Annotated in this window: 14 protein-coding genes; 6 read left to right on the top strand and 8 right to left on the bottom strand. The window is 43.7% G+C overall.

All coding sequences use genetic code 11. The features are described from left to right. The first annotated feature begins 67 nt into the window (after positions 1-67). The 3 genes from G8O23_RS13045 (at position 68) to G8O23_RS13055 (ending at position 5,472) form a co-directional block, all read left to right on the top strand. Positions 68-2,401 carry an ATP-binding protein gene (locus G8O23_RS13045; RefSeq protein WP_166365542.1) on the top strand — a complete coding sequence of 778 codons (2,334 nt, stop codon included), beginning with the start codon at positions 68-70 and terminating at the stop codon, positions 2,399-2,401. 197 nt (positions 2,402-2,598) lie between these two features. Next, positions 2,599-2,958, top strand: a complete 360-nt coding sequence (locus tag G8O23_RS13050) for a hypothetical protein (RefSeq protein ID WP_166365544.1) — start codon at positions 2,599-2,601, stop codon at positions 2,956-2,958. Positions 2,959-3,057: 99 nt separating this feature from the next. Continuing rightward, positions 3,058-5,472: a TonB-dependent receptor gene (locus G8O23_RS13055; RefSeq protein WP_166365546.1), complete on the top strand. Its 2,415-nt coding sequence runs from the start codon at positions 3,058-3,060 to the stop codon at positions 5,470-5,472. Positions 5,473-5,622: 150 nt separating this feature from the next. Here the strand turns inward: G8O23_RS13055 and G8O23_RS13060 are convergent, their stop codons facing one another. Further along, positions 5,623-6,858, bottom strand: a complete 1,236-nt coding sequence (locus G8O23_RS13060) for an alkaline phosphatase family protein (protein ID WP_166365548.1) — start codon at positions 6,856-6,858, stop codon at positions 5,623-5,625. A 252-nt stretch (positions 6,859-7,110) separates the two neighbouring features. Here G8O23_RS13060 and G8O23_RS13065 point away from each other — a divergent pair, with 252 nt between their 5' ends. Further along, the gene (locus tag G8O23_RS13065; protein ID WP_219932518.1) at positions 7,111-7,656 is read left to right on the top strand and encodes a DUF3575 domain-containing protein; all 546 of its coding nucleotides are present in this window, start codon (positions 7,111-7,113) and stop codon (positions 7,654-7,656) included. A gap of 48 nt (positions 7,657-7,704) precedes the next feature. On the opposite strand, the gene G8O23_RS13070 is transcribed toward G8O23_RS13065, so the two are convergent. From G8O23_RS13070 to G8O23_RS13090, 5 genes are all read right to left on the bottom strand, one after another. Further along, the gene (locus tag G8O23_RS13070; protein ID WP_166365550.1) at positions 7,705-9,051 is read right to left on the bottom strand and encodes a deoxyribodipyrimidine photo-lyase; all 1,347 of its coding nucleotides are present in this window, start codon (positions 9,049-9,051) and stop codon (positions 7,705-7,707) included. A 4-nt stretch (positions 9,052-9,055) separates the two neighbouring features. Beyond that, positions 9,056-10,063: a dihydroorotate dehydrogenase-like protein gene (locus G8O23_RS13075; RefSeq protein ID WP_166365552.1), complete on the bottom strand. Its 1,008-nt coding sequence runs from the start codon at positions 10,061-10,063 to the stop codon at positions 9,056-9,058. Positions 10,064-10,092: 29 nt separating this feature from the next. After that, on the bottom strand, positions 10,093-11,187 hold the full coding sequence (locus G8O23_RS13080) for a serine hydrolase domain-containing protein (RefSeq protein ID WP_166365554.1): 1,095 nt from the start codon (positions 11,185-11,187) through the stop codon (positions 10,093-10,095). Between the two features lie 159 nt (positions 11,188-11,346). Continuing rightward, positions 11,347-12,522, bottom strand: coding sequence for a MalY/PatB family protein (locus G8O23_RS13085; RefSeq protein ID WP_166365556.1), 1,176 nt, complete (start codon positions 12,520-12,522; stop codon positions 11,347-11,349). A 102-nt stretch (positions 12,523-12,624) separates the two neighbouring features. Continuing rightward, positions 12,625-12,909, bottom strand: a complete 285-nt coding sequence (locus G8O23_RS13090; protein WP_166365558.1) for a hypothetical protein — start codon at positions 12,907-12,909, stop codon at positions 12,625-12,627. A 148-nt stretch (positions 12,910-13,057) separates the two neighbouring features. Between G8O23_RS13090 and G8O23_RS13095 the strand changes: the two genes are divergently transcribed. Next, positions 13,058-13,756 carry a hypothetical protein gene (locus tag G8O23_RS13095; protein ID WP_166365560.1) on the top strand — a complete coding sequence of 233 codons (699 nt, stop codon included), beginning with the start codon at positions 13,058-13,060 and terminating at the stop codon, positions 13,754-13,756. 7 nt (positions 13,757-13,763) lie between these two features. Here G8O23_RS13095 and G8O23_RS13100 read toward each other — a convergent pair whose 3' ends face one another. Beyond that, positions 13,764-14,159, bottom strand: coding sequence for a DUF1987 domain-containing protein (locus tag G8O23_RS13100; RefSeq protein WP_166365562.1), 396 nt, complete (start codon positions 14,157-14,159; stop codon positions 13,764-13,766). 161 nt (positions 14,160-14,320) lie between these two features. Next, the gene (locus tag G8O23_RS13105) at positions 14,321-16,723 is read right to left on the bottom strand and encodes a YfiR/HmsC family protein (RefSeq protein ID WP_166365565.1); all 2,403 of its coding nucleotides are present in this window, start codon (positions 16,721-16,723) and stop codon (positions 14,321-14,323) included. A gap of 355 nt (positions 16,724-17,078) precedes the next feature. On the opposite strand from G8O23_RS13105, the gene G8O23_RS13110 reads away from it, so the two are divergent. Continuing rightward, the gene (locus G8O23_RS13110; protein ID WP_166365567.1) at positions 17,079-19,259 is read left to right on the top strand and encodes a TonB-dependent receptor plug domain-containing protein; all 2,181 of its coding nucleotides are present in this window, start codon (positions 17,079-17,081) and stop codon (positions 19,257-19,259) included. Positions 19,260-19,520: the final 261 nt, after the last annotated feature.

Below are 19,520 nucleotides of genomic sequence, written 5' to 3' on the forward strand. Positions count from 1 at the left end.
TGAGAATGGAAATAAACTAAAAACTACGTATATTTATAGCAATACAATGGTTCACAAAAATAGTAATATGCAAAGATTAGGTGAGCGGATTACGCTTTTTTTTAAGAAAACAGTTCTTGGGGCCTGTTTATCAGTAGTTACTGTTTTTGGCCATGTAGCAATTGCAAACCCAGAGAATAAAACTTCTAGGAGTGTATTGATTATAAACTCATACCATAGTGGGTTAAGCTGGACAGATAGCCTGACATTAGGTATTTCTGATGAGTTAATTCAATCGGGGCTAGAGATAGAGTTATTTATTGAGTACCTTGATTGCAAACGAATTAATCCCGAGAATATATTTAATGCGTATTCCCTGCTGTTTAAGCAGAAATTTTCTGCTGTTAAGCTCGATCTGGTATTCGTCACCGATAATGATGCATTACGTTTTGTTGAGACCTATCGAGACTCCCTTTTCCCAAACCTTCCCATAGTTTTTTGTGGGATAAATAATCAGTATGAATTTTTGCCTGGTTTCACAGGTGTAATTGAGGAGGTTGATTTTGAGGGAAATATTGAACTGATAAAAGGGTTGCATCCTAATATAAAGCAATTGCACATAGTTGCCGATCGAACTACTACTGGGGAGGGCCTTCAGCTGAAAGTAGAAGAATTGATAGAGGAAAAGCAATACCCCTTCTCCACAGAGATATTATCCGATTTCACCCTTGAGGAACTGCAGAGCTATACCTCTGCTTTAGGTGAGGGAGATGTTATGCTTTTTTTGCTATTTAATGTCGATAGGCTTCAGCGATACTTATCGTATGAGCAAGCGTTAGTCGCTGTGAGTGAGGTTATTTCAATTCCTATATACGGTACCTGGGACTTTTATTTGAACAATGGCATTGTTGGGGGGAAAATGATTATGGGGAGATCCCATGGCCAATTGGCCGGTTTAATGGGTGTACGAATCCTTAACGGCGAGGAGGTGGATGGTCTCGAAGCAATCCATGGGCCAACCTTTAATGCGTTTAACCATACGTACCTTAAGAAGCATAACATTTCCATGTCATCATTACCCAAGGATAGAGTGGTTATAAACTCACCCTATCAGTTTTTAATTAGTAACTACAAACTTATCAGGGGCTTTACCCTTACTATTATTGTACTTTTAATAATAATATTTCTGCTTTTAGCAATAAATAGGCTCAAGAAGAAGAAGTTGATCTCGGAGCGTATTTATGCCGAGCAGCTAAATGAGCAGAACGCCCAGCTCGAGGAGGCCAAGGAGAAAGCCGATGAGAGCAATAGGTTAAAAAGTGCTTTCTTGGCCAATATGAGCCATGAAATCCGAACTCCTATGAATGGTATAATTGGTTTTGCAAAGCTACTCAAGATTCGCCCCAATTTACCTCAAGACAAGGTTAATAAGTACCTTGATGTTATTAATGGAAATTCAGAGATTTTATTGAACCTCATTAATGATATCATTGACATTTCTAAAATTGAAGCCAATCAACTTGAGATCAAGTCCGGAGCTTATGACATTAATAAGCTAATCAATGAGCTTTATCTTATGTACAGCTCAGAGAAGAGTAGGTTGAATAAGCCACACATAGACCTCCGCTATAAAATACCCACTGAGTATAGCCAAATGATGGTGCTAACTGATTACGACAGGTTACGACAGGTGTTTATGAATTTGCTGAGTAATGCCCTAAAGTTTACCAATATGGGATTTATTGAATTTGGCTACCAGATAAAGGGTGATATGATGTATTTTTATGTAGAGGATAGTGGTATTGGAATAAAAGGCGAGAAGAGTGAGTATATTTTTGACCGGTTTCGCCAAGCCGACGAGTCTACTTCAAGGGCATATGGTGGTTCCGGGTTAGGGTTAGCAATAAGCAAAGGTATTGTGAACAAAATGATGGGCGATATTGGGGTGGAATCTGATGGGGAGAGTGGCTCTCGCTTTTGGTTTACAGTTCCTTTTGTGCCAAGTAGAAATGATGAGGGGTTGTGTAATTGCGCTAGGCCAGACTCAGGGTACCCAGATTGGCAAGGGAAAAATATTCTGGCAGTTGATGATGTTGAAGAGTCCCTCATACTTTTAAGGGAGTTGATTGCTCCTACCAAGGCAAACTTTATTGGAGTAAGCTTGGCCGAAGAGGCAATTGACGTATGCAAAAAGAATAATGATATCCACCTGGTTCTTATGGATCTTCAGCTGCCGCAAATGGATGGTTATCAAGCAACCCGTGAGATTAAATCCTTTAGGCCGTTGCTCCCAGTGGTTGCTCAAACAGCAAATGCAATGGTTGATGATAAGGATATGGCGCTGGAAGTGGGGTGTAATGGTTACATCTCCAAACCCATTAATTTGGATGAGTTTTATAGCCTGCTTGCTAAGTTCTTGTGAACATAATCATTTCTAAAAATAAGATGATTTTCGTATTAGGCTAGCCCATTGCGGTAGGCCAAATATTTTTCCTCCTTTAACATATTAAACCTTTATCGATTTGTAAGCTCATATGATGAGTTGTTCTTTACGAATACCAACTTTTAGGTATTGTGTGATCCAAATAACAACCCCATCTTTGCAGCATGAAAGCAGGTATGCATTACATAGTTAAAAAGTATTTTGCCATTGCTCTGGTGGGTATTATTGGGCTGCTAACGCTCAATAATACCCTCTTTATGCACCTGCATAGGTTGTCGGATGGGACTTTATTAGTGCATGCTCACCCGTTTAGCAAGTCCAATCAAGCTAATGAGCCTAACCAAACCCACCAGCATACAAAGGTTGAACTGCTTTTTTTCGATAGCTTATTAATCCTGTTTACTGTTGGTTTATTCCGAGTAGTAGCTAGCGTAATGCAGCCTAAAATAGTTAAGCACTATTTTATTCTTCAAAGATTTGGTTACAATATCTCGCAAATATGTTCCAATAGGGCTCCTCCATACTACGCCTTCTAAAACCGTATCCCCTTTTATCCATTTTTCTTTTATCCATTTTTTTAATTGGCAGCAGAGCATACAAATAGATGCTTTGTGTGCACTACCCTTTGAATTATTATGAGAACTATTATACTATTTTGCCTTTCGTTTATTTTAATATCAACAACTACATCATTTGCTCAGCAGGGGCGCCGACAGCACCAGCATCAACATGGGGTAAAGCGCAAAAGCGATGCTCACCTTGTGGGCCATGTGCTAAATGGTGGTGAACATATACCATTCGCCAACGTGGTGCTGAAGGGAACAACCATTGGTACTTCAACCGATGAAACAGGGCACTATCGCATTGTAAATATCCCTGAGGGAACATATACAGTTGTGGCTACAGCCATTGGTTTTACATCGGCACAAAAGGAGGTGACCATTATTGCCGGGCAAACGCTTGAACTTAACTTCACCATGTCGGAGGATGCCGTTGGGCTCGATGAGATTGTGGTAACGGGCGATAGGAACGAGCAGCGTCGTCGTGAATCGTCGGTGGTGGTGAATACCGTTACCCCCAAGCTCTTCACTATGACCCAGTCGGTTGTTCTTAGCGATGGACTTAACTTTAGTCCGGGGCTGCGCATGGAGAATAATTGCCAGAACTGTGGGTTCACTCAGCTTCGGATGAACGGTTTGGAGGGACCCTATTCCCAAATACTTATCAATAGCCGACCAATATTTAGCGGCTTGGCAGGAGTGTATGGCCTTGAACTTATCCCCTCGAATATGGTGGATAGGGTAGAGGTGATTCGCGGCGGTGGATCGGCACTTTACGGTAGCAACGCCATTGCCGGAACGGTAAACCTAATCCTTAAAGATCCTATAAACAACTCCTACGAATTTGGTCTAAATGGAGGAATTTCGGGGATTGGGATGAGCAACTCTGGTGGCTTAGCACCCGATAATAGCATGAACTTTAGCGCAACCGCAGTATCATCAGATATAAAAACTGGGTTGGCTGTATTTGGATTTGTACGCAACCGCACTCCTTTTGATGCGAACAACGACGGCTTTTCCGAATTGGCATCCATTGAGAACACAAGCGTTGGAGCAAGAGCTTTTCATCGCTTTGGCAACAGGAGCAAGCTAACCGCCGATTTTTTCAACATTCGCGAGAATAGGAGAGGGGGCGATAGGCATGACTATCCCCTACATGAGGCTGGCATTGCCGAAGCCGTAACCCACAATATTACTACTGGGGCATTAACTTTCGATCAGTTTGTGGGTGACATGAACTTGCTGTCGGTCTTTGTATCAGCTCAAAACGTCGATCGGGACTCCTACTACGGCGCAGAGCAGTCGCTAAGCGATTATGGCTTTACCAACGATTTAACCTACACCGTGGGGGCTCAGTACAAGATCAATAAGGAGAGCGTGGGTATTATCTTTGGCGCCGAGAACCAAGGCGGGATGCTAAAGGATACCAAGCTCGGGTACCCCGATTACGAAAACGCTGTGATTGTTGATAATGAAATTATCTCGGTACCCCATACCGAGAATACTATGGTTGCCAACCAAAGGCAAAACATTACGGGTGCCTTTACCCAGGTCGATTATTCGATAAATAGTTTTAAAACAACAGCAGGCGTACGCTTCGATCACTACCGTATAGCCGATGCCGAGAGCCCAAACAACGATATAGTTGGTAATGTGCTTAGCCCCAGGGTTACCCTTATGTACGACTTTAGCGACATGATGCAGGCAAGGGTTAGCTACGCCATGGGCTATCGCGCTCCCCAAATTTTTGATGAGGATCTGCACATTGAGACCTCAGGCTCAAGAAAGGTTATTCATAGGAATTCGCCCGACTTACATCAGGAGACAAGCCATAGCTTTATGGCCTCGCTTGATATTAACCAGAATTTTGGCGAGGTAAAATCGAACTTGCTTCTCGAGGGGTTTTATACCAAGCTTAACAACCCATTTGCCAACGAGTATGGCGATATCGACGAGCATGGTGTTATAATTTATACCCGTGTAAATGCAGAGGAGGGGGCTGTGGTTAAGGGGCTTAACTCGGAACTAACGGTGATTCCTGCTGAGAAAATTTCCCTCCGAGCTGGGTTAACCTTGCAGCGTAGTATGTTTGAGGAGGAGCAGGAGTTCGATGAGCGAAACTTTTTTAGAACTCCCAACACCTATGGTTTCTTTACTGCCGATTGGAATCCAACCAAGAAGCTAAGCCTGAGTACAACGGGAACCTACACCGGGTCGATGCTTGTTCCCTATTTTGGCCCAACAATCGACGACCCAGAGGAGGGAGAGCTGCGTACCACCAACCCATTCTTTGACCTTGGCCTAAGGGTTGGGTATAACCTTAAGATGAATGGCGCTACTATGCAGGTATTTGCTGGGGTAAAGAATATGTTCAACTCATACCAGAGCGATTTTGACTCCGGTATCGAGCGTGACCCAGGTTACATGTATGGGCCAAACCAGCCAAGAATGATTTACTTCGGATTAAGAATTGGTAATAGGCTAAGATAGATCACAATTCACTAATTCTCATCATAAGTAAGAGGGTGTCTAAAAAGTCTTAGACACCCTCTTTTTATTCGTTTCTATCTTAGAGGTTTTTCAAGTATTCAATTCTAAATTTGTTTATAGAAAACCTCCTTGTGCTACTTGGTGAGCTAATTACCTGAAGATATCTTTTACATCTTCCCAATTACCATCATTCTCGGCAGGTGTTAGCCCTAGCGTATAGGTAATAATATTGTATATATTGGTGTTGATAAATGCCTTTTGCTTATGCCCCCTTTTAAATGCAGGGCCTTGGGCAAAGAAAATACCATGCATATCGGGGTAGGCATTGTCGTAACCATGTGCACCGCCAGTATATCGGGTGCTATCCGAAGAAAAGCCCACGCTGTAATTCTCTGCTGCTTCAATTACAAGATCCTGTATGCGAGGATTTGAGCCGTAGTGAAGACGTTCGGGGATCTCGTGACGTTCCCAAACCTTTAGATTTGGAATGGATTTTAAAGCAGCAACTGCTTGCTCTCTGAACTCATCCTTTGGCTGTAGGCTATATACCGGATTTCCGCCAGTTATCACCTCAAACCAATCACGCTTAATATGCTTATTTAGGTTGATGTATTTTGAAGGTGAAATCTCGGCCATGCCATGATCGGAAACAACAATAAAATTTACCTTTTTGCCAATGGGTAGTTCCTGCATCCTATTTATGAACACACCCACTAGGCTGTCCAAATGTTCTACCATGGCAAGGGTTTCATTACCTGTTGGACCATCCCTGTGTGCAATCCAGTCGGGTTCATGGTAGTACCAAGCAACAAGTTTAGGTCTCTGATCTTGGGGTAGGCTAAGCCAATGAATTACCGTATCAATCCTATCGCTAAAGGGAACCGACTGGTCGTACCTTTTCCAAAACGATGGGTGACTCCCGCCAATTGGCGCTTCGGACCCAACCCAGTAGTAGGTAGCCGCTTTTAAACCTTGCTTCTCGGCAGTTACCCAGAATGGTTCACCGCCATAAAAGCCCGTATTCTCCACAGCACTCCTGTCGCCCATGGAGTAGAATCCAAGCTCAGGGTCGTAAAAGCGATTGCAAACCAGCCCATGGTTGTTGGGATGAAGACCCGTTGCCAGGCTGTAGTGGTTGGGAAATGTTTTGCTTGGGTAGCAAGGAATAAGTGCCTCCGCGGCAACACCATTCTTCGCCATTTTATCGAGGTTTGGTGTGCTTGCAAGGGTTGGGTAGTCCCAGCGAAAGGCATCGAGCGAAAGGATTACAACGTACTGATCGTCTTTTGCAATTTTTTCGGGCTGGCAACTGTAGGCTAGGCCCAGGGCAGATACCAAAACTAGTGCAATCCAGAATCTGGTAATTTGATGGGTTATTCGTTTCATAATTATACTTATGGTTTGTTTACTTTGATTTGCTTGTATTCTGTTTGATACCAAACCTTACGAAAGGTTTTAAATGATAGATCAACAAATCTACACAAAAAATATTCAAAATTATTAGAGTAGTCCTTACTTCAGAAAACCAGTGGGTTGGTTTTTATTTAGAAATATTTTTGGTATGCATAGCTTCGGAATGTGACTATTGGCATATAATTTGGTTGTTATGACGCCTAATCAAATTAAAAAACTTAATTCATGAAAAAAGCAATTACAATTGTATTGGCATTGGTTATATCGATGCCTTTGCTGGCAGAGAAACCCGATGTATCGGAAGAGAAAAATGTTCTTAAGGTTAACACCCTAAGCCTTATTGTAGGAACAGGTTCGGTTTTTTATGAACGCAAAATTAATGACTTTACTTCGGGTCAATTAGGCGTTGCCTACCTTAACTACAAGTTCGACGATACTGGTTTTTCAGGGTTAATACTAACCCCTGAGGTTAGGTTCTATGCAAAACAGGATGCTATTGATGGATTTTATATTGGTCCCTATATCCGTTATCAAAACTATAGCGTAACGATAAAAGAGAGTACCGACCACTTTGGATACACCAATTTTGGAGGAGGTGTTTCGTTGGGAAGGCAATGGGTAACCAAGTCGGGTTTTACAATGGATCTATTCTTTGGCGGACACTACGCCAAGGGGAACGCCTCTGCTGAACTTCAGGGCGAGTCGTTTAGCGGTGATATCTTTGAGGGTTTCCGAACTCGTATGGGCTTTGCTTTAGGTTTTGCTTTTTAGCATAATACTCCAACTCTGTTATAACGTAAGGGGCGCTATGCCCCTTTGTTATTTTGCAGCAAACCGATTTGTGTACTTCGTAACATCAAATTTGCGCTTGCAGCCATTGTAGTTCATATAACGGATTTTCCCAAATACTGGTCTTGTACCCCACGCCCTGTCATGCACTCCACCAATGCTCCAAGCAATGCCAGCGTAGCCGTTGGGGTCGCGCCCATCGAGGCTATACTTATCGTTTAGGTATATGGCAAATTCCATAGCTTGCTCGGGCGATTGGGTCCACTCCAAAATTTTCTTTGCCCAGTACATTCGCATGTAACCGTGCATTTTACCTGTGGTAATCATCTCTTTTTGTGCTGCATTCCAAAGGTCGTCATGGGTTTTGGCCTGGTCAAATTCGGAGAGGGAATACAGATATTCCCGTTCATCGTTGCTGTGGACAAGATGAGACTCCTTGGCCCACGCATGAAATCCCTGGGTATTATCGTAGTTCGTATTGTAGTGGCAGAAGTTGTCCGATAGCTCTCGTCTTACAATAAGTTCTTCGAGAAAAGCCGATTTATCATCATTGGATACATTGGCCTTCGACACCTCGATGGCTACACGCTGTGCTGAGATATGACCATAATGTAGATATGGCGATAGGTTCGACTGGCCGTTGGCCATCGGATCGTTGCGACGGGTGCTGTATCCAGTTAGCCTTTTCTCGATAAAGTAGTGGAGCAATGCCTGAGCAGCCATTTCACCGGGCCGAATCCATTCGATTGGCTTCACGTTTTTGTCGGCATCAATCCAGCTTTCAATGGCTTGCCAGTCAACACCAGCGCTATTGCTCTTGTTTACAGGAGGCTGCAGAATAGGGAAATCGGTTAGGAACTGAGGAAGTAGCCTGTTGATTTTTGGCCGTAGGGTGTATGCCCCAAATTCGGTCTTCTGCGAAGCTACTCGGCAAGGAACAATGTTGTGAGCATCAACCTCATGATGCGGGATATTGATGGCTGAGTTCACGCCATCTTTCCATTGCTTTTTTATGCGTAGCGGGTCGAAGTCGGATACAAGCAGACTGCTATTGATTTGGCTGATGTAGCTGGGAATTGTTTTTATTGGGTCGCCAGTGAGGAGTTCAAAAGCTATTCCAGCAACGCTAAGGTTAGCTTCAATCTCCTTTAATCCTTCTAGCATAAATGCGTAGTGACGTGATGTAGCACCTAGAAACGTGTTGCTAAGAGCGAAAACAACTAGCACGGGGGCATTTAGCATATTGGCCTGCTCAATGGCGTAAAGTAAGGCCCAGTTGTCGTGGACTCGCTGATCGCGCGACATCCAGTAAACAACTGGGCCTGTTGCCTTTATTTCTTCCTGTTTTAGCAGGGAAACCCTTTGCTTATCGACCATTGAGCTATCGAAGGGTTTTGCGTGTTAGGTACTGCTCCGATTTCATGATGATATCGACGTACTGTGAGCGTCGGTATGCAAAAGGATCCTTAATATTTTTGCGCGAAAGCTTGCCCTTAAAATCATCAATTTGGGCATAACCCTTCTTGTCCATCCAGGCCTCAATGTCAGATAGTATGGTTTTAATATGCTCGTTGCCGTTCACATATAGGGCACTTACCACCTGAAATGCAGATGCGCCTGCTAGTATTGTTTTAATAGCATCGGCTCCATTCATAATACCCCCAGCGCTGGCAATATCGGCTTTGATGTTTCCGTATAGTAGTCCAGCAAAGCGTATGGCAAGGCGCACATCGTAGCTATCGCTAAGCACTATGGTTTGCTCAAGCGTTTCTTTCTCTATATCGATATCGGGCTGAAACATCTTGTTAAAAAGCACAAAGCCATTCACCTTTTCTGTATCCAACCTCGAAATCACCGATAGGGGATTGGTGTAGAATGGGCTAAGCTTAACACCAATTGGGATTGAAACCGCTTTGCTCACCTTGTTTAGGGTATCCACCTGCGATTGTACAATATCGGCTTCGGCCATCTCAAAATTTCGGGGTGTGGTAAAAAGATTTAGCTCAATGGCATCAACCCCAGTTTGTTCAATTTGCTTGGCATATTCAACCCAGGTATCGTCATGTACTGCATTTAGGCTTGCAATTACTGGAACGTTGGTGTTCTCTTTAGCCTTCTTTAGCACCACAAGGTGCTCCTTGGATCCGGCATGCTTGTTGTCGGGGAATAGTCGCGTCATCTCTGCGTTACGCTCGGCATACTCCTCCATAGCGTTCATAAGTTCCAACTCCTCGAGCTGAACCTGCTCTTCGAAAAGCGATTTGATAACTATGGCACCAGCGTTATCCAAGGCACCAAGTTTTTCGGGGTCGGCGGTTAGCGACGAAGCCCCTACGATTAGTGGGTTTTTTAGTTCTAAACCCAGATAGGTAGTTTTTAGGTTTGCCATAACTATTTGTATTTAGGTAGATTATTTATTTAGGTTTGCTTGTTAGTATTGGTGCCGCTTTGAGCCATCCCATTGTGTATGTAGGCTCGCAGTATTCTGTCGATAAGGTCGTTGTGGTCGCGTTCCCACTTATGATCCGTGAAGTTCTTTGCGTTTATGGCCACAACCAAACGCTTGTCGGGTGCTATAAAAACGTACTGATCGCCGTAACCTGCTGCAAATACTAGGGGTTGCCCATCGGGCTGGGATTTGACCCACCAGTGGTAGCCGTAGCCTATGCTATCGGCTTCAATCACCTGTGCAACCGACTCGGTTATCCATTGCTCCGACACTACCGTTTTGTGTCCCCACTTCCCGTAATTATGAACTAAGACTCCAATTTTGGCCATATCGCGCGTGGTAAGCGACAGTCCACCCCAGGCAGGCTGTCCATTCTCAGGATAGGTATCCCAGTGATACGACGCTATATTTAGAGGGGTAAGGATATGCTTATCAACAAAAGCTCTGAAATCCATACCTGAGGTACGCTCCACAAGTTCTTTTATTAAATCGGAGCAACCGCTATTGTAGTTGAATTTGGTACCGGGTATGGTATCCATAGGTAAGCTAAGGATTATGGGGATCCAGCTTTCAGGCTTTTGGCTAAGCTCAATTAGCGGGTTGCCGGCGTATGAGTAATGTATAGACCATTCGTCCCACTTAAAACCGCTGGTCTGTTCGAGCAGATGCCTTAGGGTAATGGCCTTTTTTCGATGATCGTTTTCGAATATGTACTCGTACTCAGGCAAATAATCAACAAGTTTTATATCCAGCGAAGGAATAAATCCTTTATCGAGGCAAATGCCTACGGCAAGCGATGTTATGCTTTTGGTAACCGAGCTAATGGGGTGCAGTGTGGATGCCTGGGTAAATCCGTAGTAAGATTCGTAAGCTATTCGGTGGTTGTGATAAATAATTAGGCTCGATATCTTGCCGTACCTATCGTTTCGAATATCTATATTGATGTTGTCAATGGAGTCGGCATAGAATAGCGTTGCTGGTGGACGCTGGGATTCTGCCCGTTGGCTAATGGCCAACAATCCAATTATGAGCACAATAGTTACCAATACTTTTAGTATTCTCATGGCAAATATAAATCTGGTTTAAAACTTATATAAAGTTATGCAATATCTGCCAACCTATACAAGTTACTTACAGCCTAATTCACCATAAGAAACTAAAAAACACTGGTAAATGTTCAACATGTTTAAAAATTAACCCTTGATAATTAGTCATGTAGTGGATTACAGGTCGCAAAATGCATCCTTAATCTTTTGCAGGGCAAGCGATACGGTTTGCGAAGGGCATGCAATATTCATCCGTTGAAACCCGCTGCCCTCTTCGCCAAACATCTCTCCTTCGTTTAAACCTATACCAGCTTTCTCAACCAGTAACTTTTTAAGCTCATCGTTGCTCAGGTTGTACTCCCTAAAGTCGAGCCATAGAAGGTAGGTCCCCTCGGGTTCAACAAGTTTTACCTTGGGCAGCTCAGCCTCGAGGAAATTTCGAACCAACGAAGTGTTTTCTGCAAGGTACCAAAGTAGCTGCTCCAACCACTCCTCGCCTTGGGGCGAGTAGGCTGCCTTGGTTGCCTCAAAACCAAAAATATTGCCGTGCCAGGTGCCGTTGCGCTGGGCTTGCAGGTTGTATCGCTTAAGCAGCTGGGTGTTGGATATGGCAATCCATGCGGTGGCCAGACCCGCAATGTTGAATGTTTTGCTGGCCGACCCAAAGGTTATGGTCTTGTTGGCTACCTCTGGCGATAGGGTAGCAAAGGGGATATGCTTGTTGGGTTCGAATACCAAGTCGGCATGGATTTCGTCGGCTACAATTAGCACCTTGTGCTTAAGGCAAAGGTCGGCCATTCGGTTTAGCTCATCGGTTGTCCACACCCTGCCCACGGGGTTATGCGGTGAGCATAGGATGAAAAGTTTGACCCCTTGGCTAAGCTTAGCCTCAAAATCTTCAAAATCTATTTGGTACTTACCGTTGGTGAGAACCAGTGGGTTGGTAAGCAACTCGCGGCCATTTTGCTTTACAGCATAGTAGAATGGGTGGTAAACTGGCGATTGTATAAGCACCTTGTCGCCCGGATTTGTATACGCCTGCACGGCGTGGTTAAGCCCAGCCACAATGCCGGGGCAGTACGATAACCAAGTGGTTTCGATTTGCCACCCAAAACGTTTTTGTAACCACCAAGCAATGGAGTTGTTGTACTCATCGTCCTGCAGGGTGTATCCTAGTATTGGATGCTGAAGCCGTTTTTGCAACCGTTCTATAATAAAGGGGGGAGTAGCAATATCCATATCGGCCACCCACATAGGGATTACTTTGTCATTGCCAAAAATTAGCTCGCGCTTATCATATTTAATGGTTGATGTGCCTTGCCGTGGTATCTCGGTTGAAAAATCGTACTTCATAGTTTTTTAGGAGTTTTAATCTGGAGTAGGATAAAAACAAAAAGTTCCCACCATTGAGCCATGCCAAACGATGAGAACCTTTTAGGTAGATTTTTGGTTGTGCTATTTGGTAAGCTCGCTTAGCTTTGAGAATGAATTGTCAACGGTAGAGAGTAGGTCGCTGTAAACAGCCTTGTAGTGCTGACGGGTTTGCTTGCGATCCATTGACTTGTCGGGGCTATTTACCCTTTGGAAAAACTCATTGCGCTTGTTTACCACATCCTCAATTATGTTTACCACCTTATCCTGATTCTTGTCGCCATGCAGGTATAGGTAGGTGTAGCAGTCGGAGATCACCTCGCTCACTAGGTAGTCAATATCCTTCTTAATGTTTCTGATGCTTGCCATAGTTGTTTGCTGTTTTGTTGATATTAATTTAAGGCACAAAAATATGAAAAGATTGTGAATAAAAATGGCTTAGGCGTTGTTCTTGTGGTAAAAAAACGCTAAAAAATAGCTATATTGCAATGTTTTATAGATTTTTAAAGAAAATTTTATGGATAGGGCGCAAGTAGTTAGTCAAACCATAGCAACGTTCAGTACGCTGCGCGATCAGGTGGCTAATCTTTTCTCGGAGGAGTCAGTCCTAAGCCAGTCGGAGCTTATGATTGAGGAGTACTTCGAGGCCAAGTTCAACCCTTTTTTACGAAAGGCTAAGGTTACCATTGAGTCTATCCCATTGAATGACTACACAGTGGTGGCCATTGACCTGTGGCTTAAGAATCTAAAGTCAAGTATAGATCATCTGGAGACTGGAGACCATGGCCTCAGGCATGCCGAGTCGGTTTATATACATCAAAAGTATTTACCTCGGTTAATAAGCTTTCTGGAGAATGTTAAGCTCGAAATCTTGGAGCGTATTTTTAAAACGCAGGAGCATGATTCGAATCCAGAGGTCGTATCGACCAATACAAACCATAAAGGCCTTGCCCCAGGGGCTCTCTCATCGCTGATTGCGCAGCTACTTAACTTTGGGGTTATTAGAAACGATTTGTCACCCGATGTGCTGGCTAAGGTGCTGGCGCCCATTGTAGGCTGCACAACCGATGACATTGCACTTAATCTTACCTACGACAGGGTGAACCATCGATTTACTGGCAAAGCAACTGCTCCTGAGCTAGCTTCGCTTGCAAAGCTTATGAGATCGATTGCTGCACGCATTGAAAATCAGCAGCATGCTGCTGGTAGGGAGTAGGGTAGGTTTAGTTGTAGGGAATACAGCGGTAGTCGAGGCTAATATCTGGTAGTTCAAAAAGCACCATCCCCTCGTTAAGCAAATCCTCATCGTCCTCCTGGTAGTTCCAAATTACTTCTACCTCAACACCATTACGCTTGATGTTGGCAACTTTTTTCATGATTTCCCTTAGGTACTTGTATGATGATGAGTTGATGTACTTGAAGTTAAGGTCGACAATGATTTTTTGCCCCTTCTTTGCTTCAATCTCTTGGTAAAATTCATCGAGCCAGTCGAGAATCTCCTCGTAGAACTCCTTGGCATTCTCGGGATGAGAGATGCCTGATATTGAAAATATATTGGTAGCAGGATCGAAAATTATTTCCGGGGTGTCGATGGCTGCTTCTATTTTTAGTGGTTTCATAGCTTTGTTGAGTAAACTTCACTGTAAAGATAGGGCATTTGCCTAGAATAAATCAATAAGAAACCCTACGATTTGATAAAATTAACTTATCACAAGTTGAACCTTCGTTTTGTTGAGGTTAATATATAAATCTTTTTGCATCAACTGTTTAACCACTGGGATTACCCTATTAACTTGGCTAGTACAGATGAAATGTCGTTTAGCAGGTAGGGTTTGGCTAGGTATTCGTTAAACCCGCTTTCGTAAATTCGCTTGGCATCGTTGGCCATAGCAAAGGCCGTTTGGGCAACAACGGGGGTTTTCTTGTTTTCCAAATCCCTTATTTGTTTAAGAACAGAGTACCCGTCGCCATCGGGGAGCTGTATATCGAGCAGCACAATATCAATTAAAGATTGATTGGTTTGGAACTGCTCAACGGCTTCATGGGCATTGGTGGCAACAAAGTAGTTTAGCTCCAGTACATCGAGGTAGTTGCACAGAAGGTTTCTTGATGCCTCATCATCCTCGCAGATTAGGGCCGTTTTTCCTTTAAAGGTTTGAACTTGATCAATCTTGGGCTGCAGCTGGGGCGGCGTTTTGGCGCTATTGCCTTGGGCAAGTAAAGGGATTGTGAAGAAAAACGTTGTACCCTTTTGCTGTTCGGATTGGAACCAGATTCTACCACCCATAAGCTCAACTAAATTCTTTGAAATCACCAACCCCAGACCCGTTCCAGGATACAGCTTATGCTCTCGGTGTTCGATTTTTACAAAGCGCTGGAAAAGCGATTTTTGGCTTGCTTTGGGAATCCCTATGCCGGTATCGGAAACAAAGAACTGGAGCGATCCGTTTACCTCTTTGTAGCCAAATTCAATACTTCCACTTTCTGTAAACTTAATGGCATTATCGAGCAAATTACGGAGCACTTGCCGCAATCGGTTTCCATCGGTTTTCACTACAAGCCTTTCGGTGGTGGATGAGTAGTTAAGCTGTAGGCTTACTTCTTTCTTCTCTGGTTTCGAATCAATAATCTGGCTGTAGGTGCTATGGAGTGTTTTAAGCTCGTCAATAATATCGCACTCATTTTGCTCGAGCTGCAGCTGGCCAGCCTCAATTTTAGCAATATCAATAATATCGTTTATAAGCCTTAGCAAATCGTACGAGCTGTTTATTATAACCTTAATGTAGCTACTCTCCGACGTACCGGGACTTTCCAACTTATTTGAAAGTAGTTCGGAAAAACCTATGATGGCGTTTAATGGGGTACGAATTTCATGGCTCATATTGGCTAGGAAAGCACTTTTTAACCTATCGCTCTCCTCAGCCCTATTTTTGGCAAGTTTAAATTCGAGGGTTCTTTTCTCTACAATGGCCTCAAGGTTGATATTCTGCTCCTCAAGCTCCAAGGCCTGTTTTTCAATTTCCGCTTTTTGCTCTTCAATCTGCTCTTTCTGTTGCTCAATGGCCAGGTTCTTTTCCCTAAGTAGTTTGTTGGCACGGCGCCTTATGGAGTTAGATCGGGTTAGTAAGATAAGCACAATAATTCCCAAAAACACCGTGGTGAGAGATAGATGCAGCCAACGCTTTTGCCCAACAATCTGATTCTCTTGCTTGGCCAGCACCTTGCTCTGATCATCAATCTGATGCTGCTGCTCAAGCATCTTTTTTCGCTGCTCAAGTAGTATGTTGTTCCGCTCTTCAATTTCTGCCTCTTGCTGTTCCAACTTCTTTTGTTGCTGGCTAACGTCAGCCTGTTGCCTAGCAAGCATTCTTACATTATATGCCAGTACCTCTTGCTGCTGCACTACCTCAGCCGATACCGAATCGAGCAGTAGTCTAAGTTCCTGGAGTACCATCTGTTGCTGGTTAAGCTCTTTTTGCTTGGCTCTAATCTCCTCTACTTGCTCTGCAATTCTATGGTTTTGTGAGTCGATGGCTGCTTGCTGTCGTGCAATCACAAGCTGATACTCCTGAACTTGTTCTCTGTATATCTCTGCTCTTTCCCTTTCGGTTCGAAGAGTCTCCTCCTGCTTCTCGTAAAGTTCCGCAAAATCAACCCTTGATCCACCACGGATAAGTAGCTGAGGCGATACAGCCATCCCTTTACGCTCAATGTTCTCTCGGTTTAGCTCAAACGAAATGCTTGTTCTATTCTCATCGATGTAAACCAGGTTTATCATCGTACCCGATCGCAGATTACTTTCCTCCGTAATAACCAGCACGGGTTGATTGTCTACGCGCTCAAAAATGCGGTTTTCGAACAGCCTCTTCGATTGATCGATATATACGATGTGCGGAGCTGGTAGTAGGGGAATGTTTGCATCGTTAGCAAAAATGATACTGGTGGGTTTTCCCTTAATCTGTCGTCCGGTAAAAACCTCGTTAAACTTTTGCCTGAGCTCCGAATTGTCGCTCACCAGCAAAATTCTGAATGTGTCTAGATTGTTCTCGTTGGGCCAACTAGTATTTAATGCAAATTGATATGTGAAAGCTGCCCTTAGGTTGGCATCGGAGATCTGCTGAGCCGACGATAACTTGCTAAAAAAGATGAGAATGCTTATGATAACTATTTTTACACTATGCATATGGGCTTATTTCGCTCTATAATAAAATAGTATGGAGTCAATTTTTATTTCAACTCATCCAAATGTATGAAAAAATACTAATAATACTAGGTTTTGCTTTCATTGAAATAATAGAGTACAACCCAACAGCCTAGCTGAAAAATGTTTAATGATTATTTTTGTAATGATTTGGTAGCATTGTATTATAAAAGGTATATGGTATATTCAAATTTTAATGATGCCAAATGTCATATGGCGATGCAATATTAAACACTTTATTTGTCAGTAAAAAAAGGACTCTAAGAAATATAGGGATATGGTAAAATACATTATATTTATTGCAGCGCGAAATCTTTATAAAATGATAAATAGTACTATGCAAAAAGTATTGAGTCGCTTGATAGCTTTACTATTCATTTTGCTATGGAGCCATACAGGAATGGCGCAGCAACAGGACTCAATACTGTTGCTGGACTACACGCTCGACGACCTGATGAACCTTCGAGTAGAATCGGCAGCGAAGCGATCGGAGACCATTGCCGACGTGCCCGCAAGCATTGTTGTAATATCGCGCCAAGATATTGAAAACTACGGTTGGCAAACGCTTGAAGAGGTACTGAGTAATGTACCCGGTATGTACCATATTAACGATTACCTTTGGTTTGGCGCCGATAATTTTGGAATTAGAGGCTTTTTTTCATCCGGGTCGTTTAGCACTATGGTTGTTATGGTGAATGGGGTTTCGCAACGCGAGGACTGGTATAATTCGTTTCCTCTTTCAAAAATTAATGTTGCTGTTGAGGCTATCGATAGGATTGAGGTTATCCGTGGCCCCATGTCGGTGGTGTACGGGAGCAATGCATTCCTAGGTGCCATTAATATTATTACAAACCAAACCGATGATGAGTCGCTGGCTGCAATAGCTGCTGGTAGCAATGGCAACTACAGGGCTTATGGTCGTGTGTCGGGGGGAAGCGACAAGCTTAAGTTTAGCATTAACCTAGCGGGGTACGGATCCAACGGAATTAATCAGCCCTACAGTAAGATGACTGATGATATTCATGATGGCTGGAACTTGCCGGCCAACCCTACCAGCAGTGGCCAGCTCGAATACCATAGGATATACCTCGATGCGTGGTTTAGCATAGATAATTTTTACTTCGGATTTCTACAATCGCACTCCAAGCGGGGTGTTATTGACTACTACCCTGGTTTTGACGATGGTCACGTTGCTAATATTCAGGCTACAAGCTCAGTATTTGGTTACAAACGATCATTTAGCAAAGAAATTGAGGCTAAGGCTGAGGTTGGGTACTACTCGTTTCGCAACCTGCTCGATTACAAGCATAATTCCGATACAACAGCCTATGGCTTTAACGACATCTTTTCCGATGCTTTGGATGCGGAGCTAAATATCAACCTCAATCCAACTTCAAAGTGGGATGTTACCTTTGGTGCGTACTACCGAAGGGTGATGCGCGATAAGCTTGTGGTAGATGCACCAAACCTAAGCGACGATTATGTTAACCTCGATGCTGGATTGGCTCGTGGTCATACCATTCAAACATGGGCGGCCTTTTTTCAAACAAGCTACGCATTAACCGATAGGTTTAGCCTGTTTGCGGGTGCTCGTGTTGAGCAAACCCCGGGGTATGAAATTAGCTACTCGGTACGGTTCGACCCCTCGGGTACATACAATTACCTTTCGCGAGTAGGAGAATATATGTATGGCGATCCATACATTATCCCCCGTGCAGCCCTACTTTATCATATTAGTAGTAAGCATCACCTAAAGTTTATGTATGGTAGAGCCATTAAGCAAGCCTCAATTGGGGAGAATATGGATATTGTAAGGTATCCCGATAGGGAGCAGCTGAAACCAGCCAATATGCAAACCCTAGAGGTTAACTACTACAGCATGCTATCGAATCGTTCGGTACTTAATGTGAGTTTATTTCAAAATTTTGCCAACAACCTAATCTCGCGTACCAACCAAATGGAGAACGGTGTGATGAGGCTTTACAATACCAATTCGGGCAAACTAACAACCCTAGGGTTAGAAACCTCAATACAGTTGAAACCTACACAAAATTTCAGTTCCAGCTTAAGCGTTATCCTACAGCACTCTAATAACCGACAGGAGGGGTATGAGGATATTGCGCTTGAGTATGCCCCCTCTTTCCTTGCCTACGGAACTTTATCGTATCTGCTGGTTAAACGGGTTTCTGTGGGGCTTTCGGGGTACTACGTTGGGGCGATGGAAACCTACTGGCGCCCCGATACCCGCGATGCAAGTAATGCTAACGATAACCGAAACCCCATTCAGCTTATTGCCGATGGTTCAAGGATAGGGCAACAGGCACCCGGATATTTTTTGCTGAACACAAATGTACGATTCAACAATATATTTCACGAGAATGTATACTGCTCGCTATACCTACATAACCTTTTAAACACCGAGGTTCGTTACCCCACCACGCGAAGTAACGATATTTTTGAAAAGGGAACATTGGGGCATAGCCGCTACCTGATGCTGAGCATTGGCATACATTTCTAGGAGAAATGGCTATTTGCTTTGATCTAACTACCAATCATCCCTCGTCATCACAGCAATAAACGCTGTTCTTATCTCGTCAACCAAAAGGTTTACGAGACAAGCAGAGGCAAGCAACCTGCCTGCCCACCTAGTAAACCTGACAGCGTCGTTAGACTCTGCCAAAGGCAGGCAAGCTGTCAGCGTTTACTAAACAGTTGAATCTACGAACCCTTCCAACCTGTCCAACCTGCCTGCCTGCCTGCCTGCCTGCCCTTGGCAGCG

The organism is Perlabentimonas gracilis (assembly GCF_011174675.1).
Taxonomy (GTDB): Bacteria; Bacteroidota; Bacteroidia; order Bacteroidales; family Tenuifilaceae; genus Perlabentimonas; species Perlabentimonas gracilis.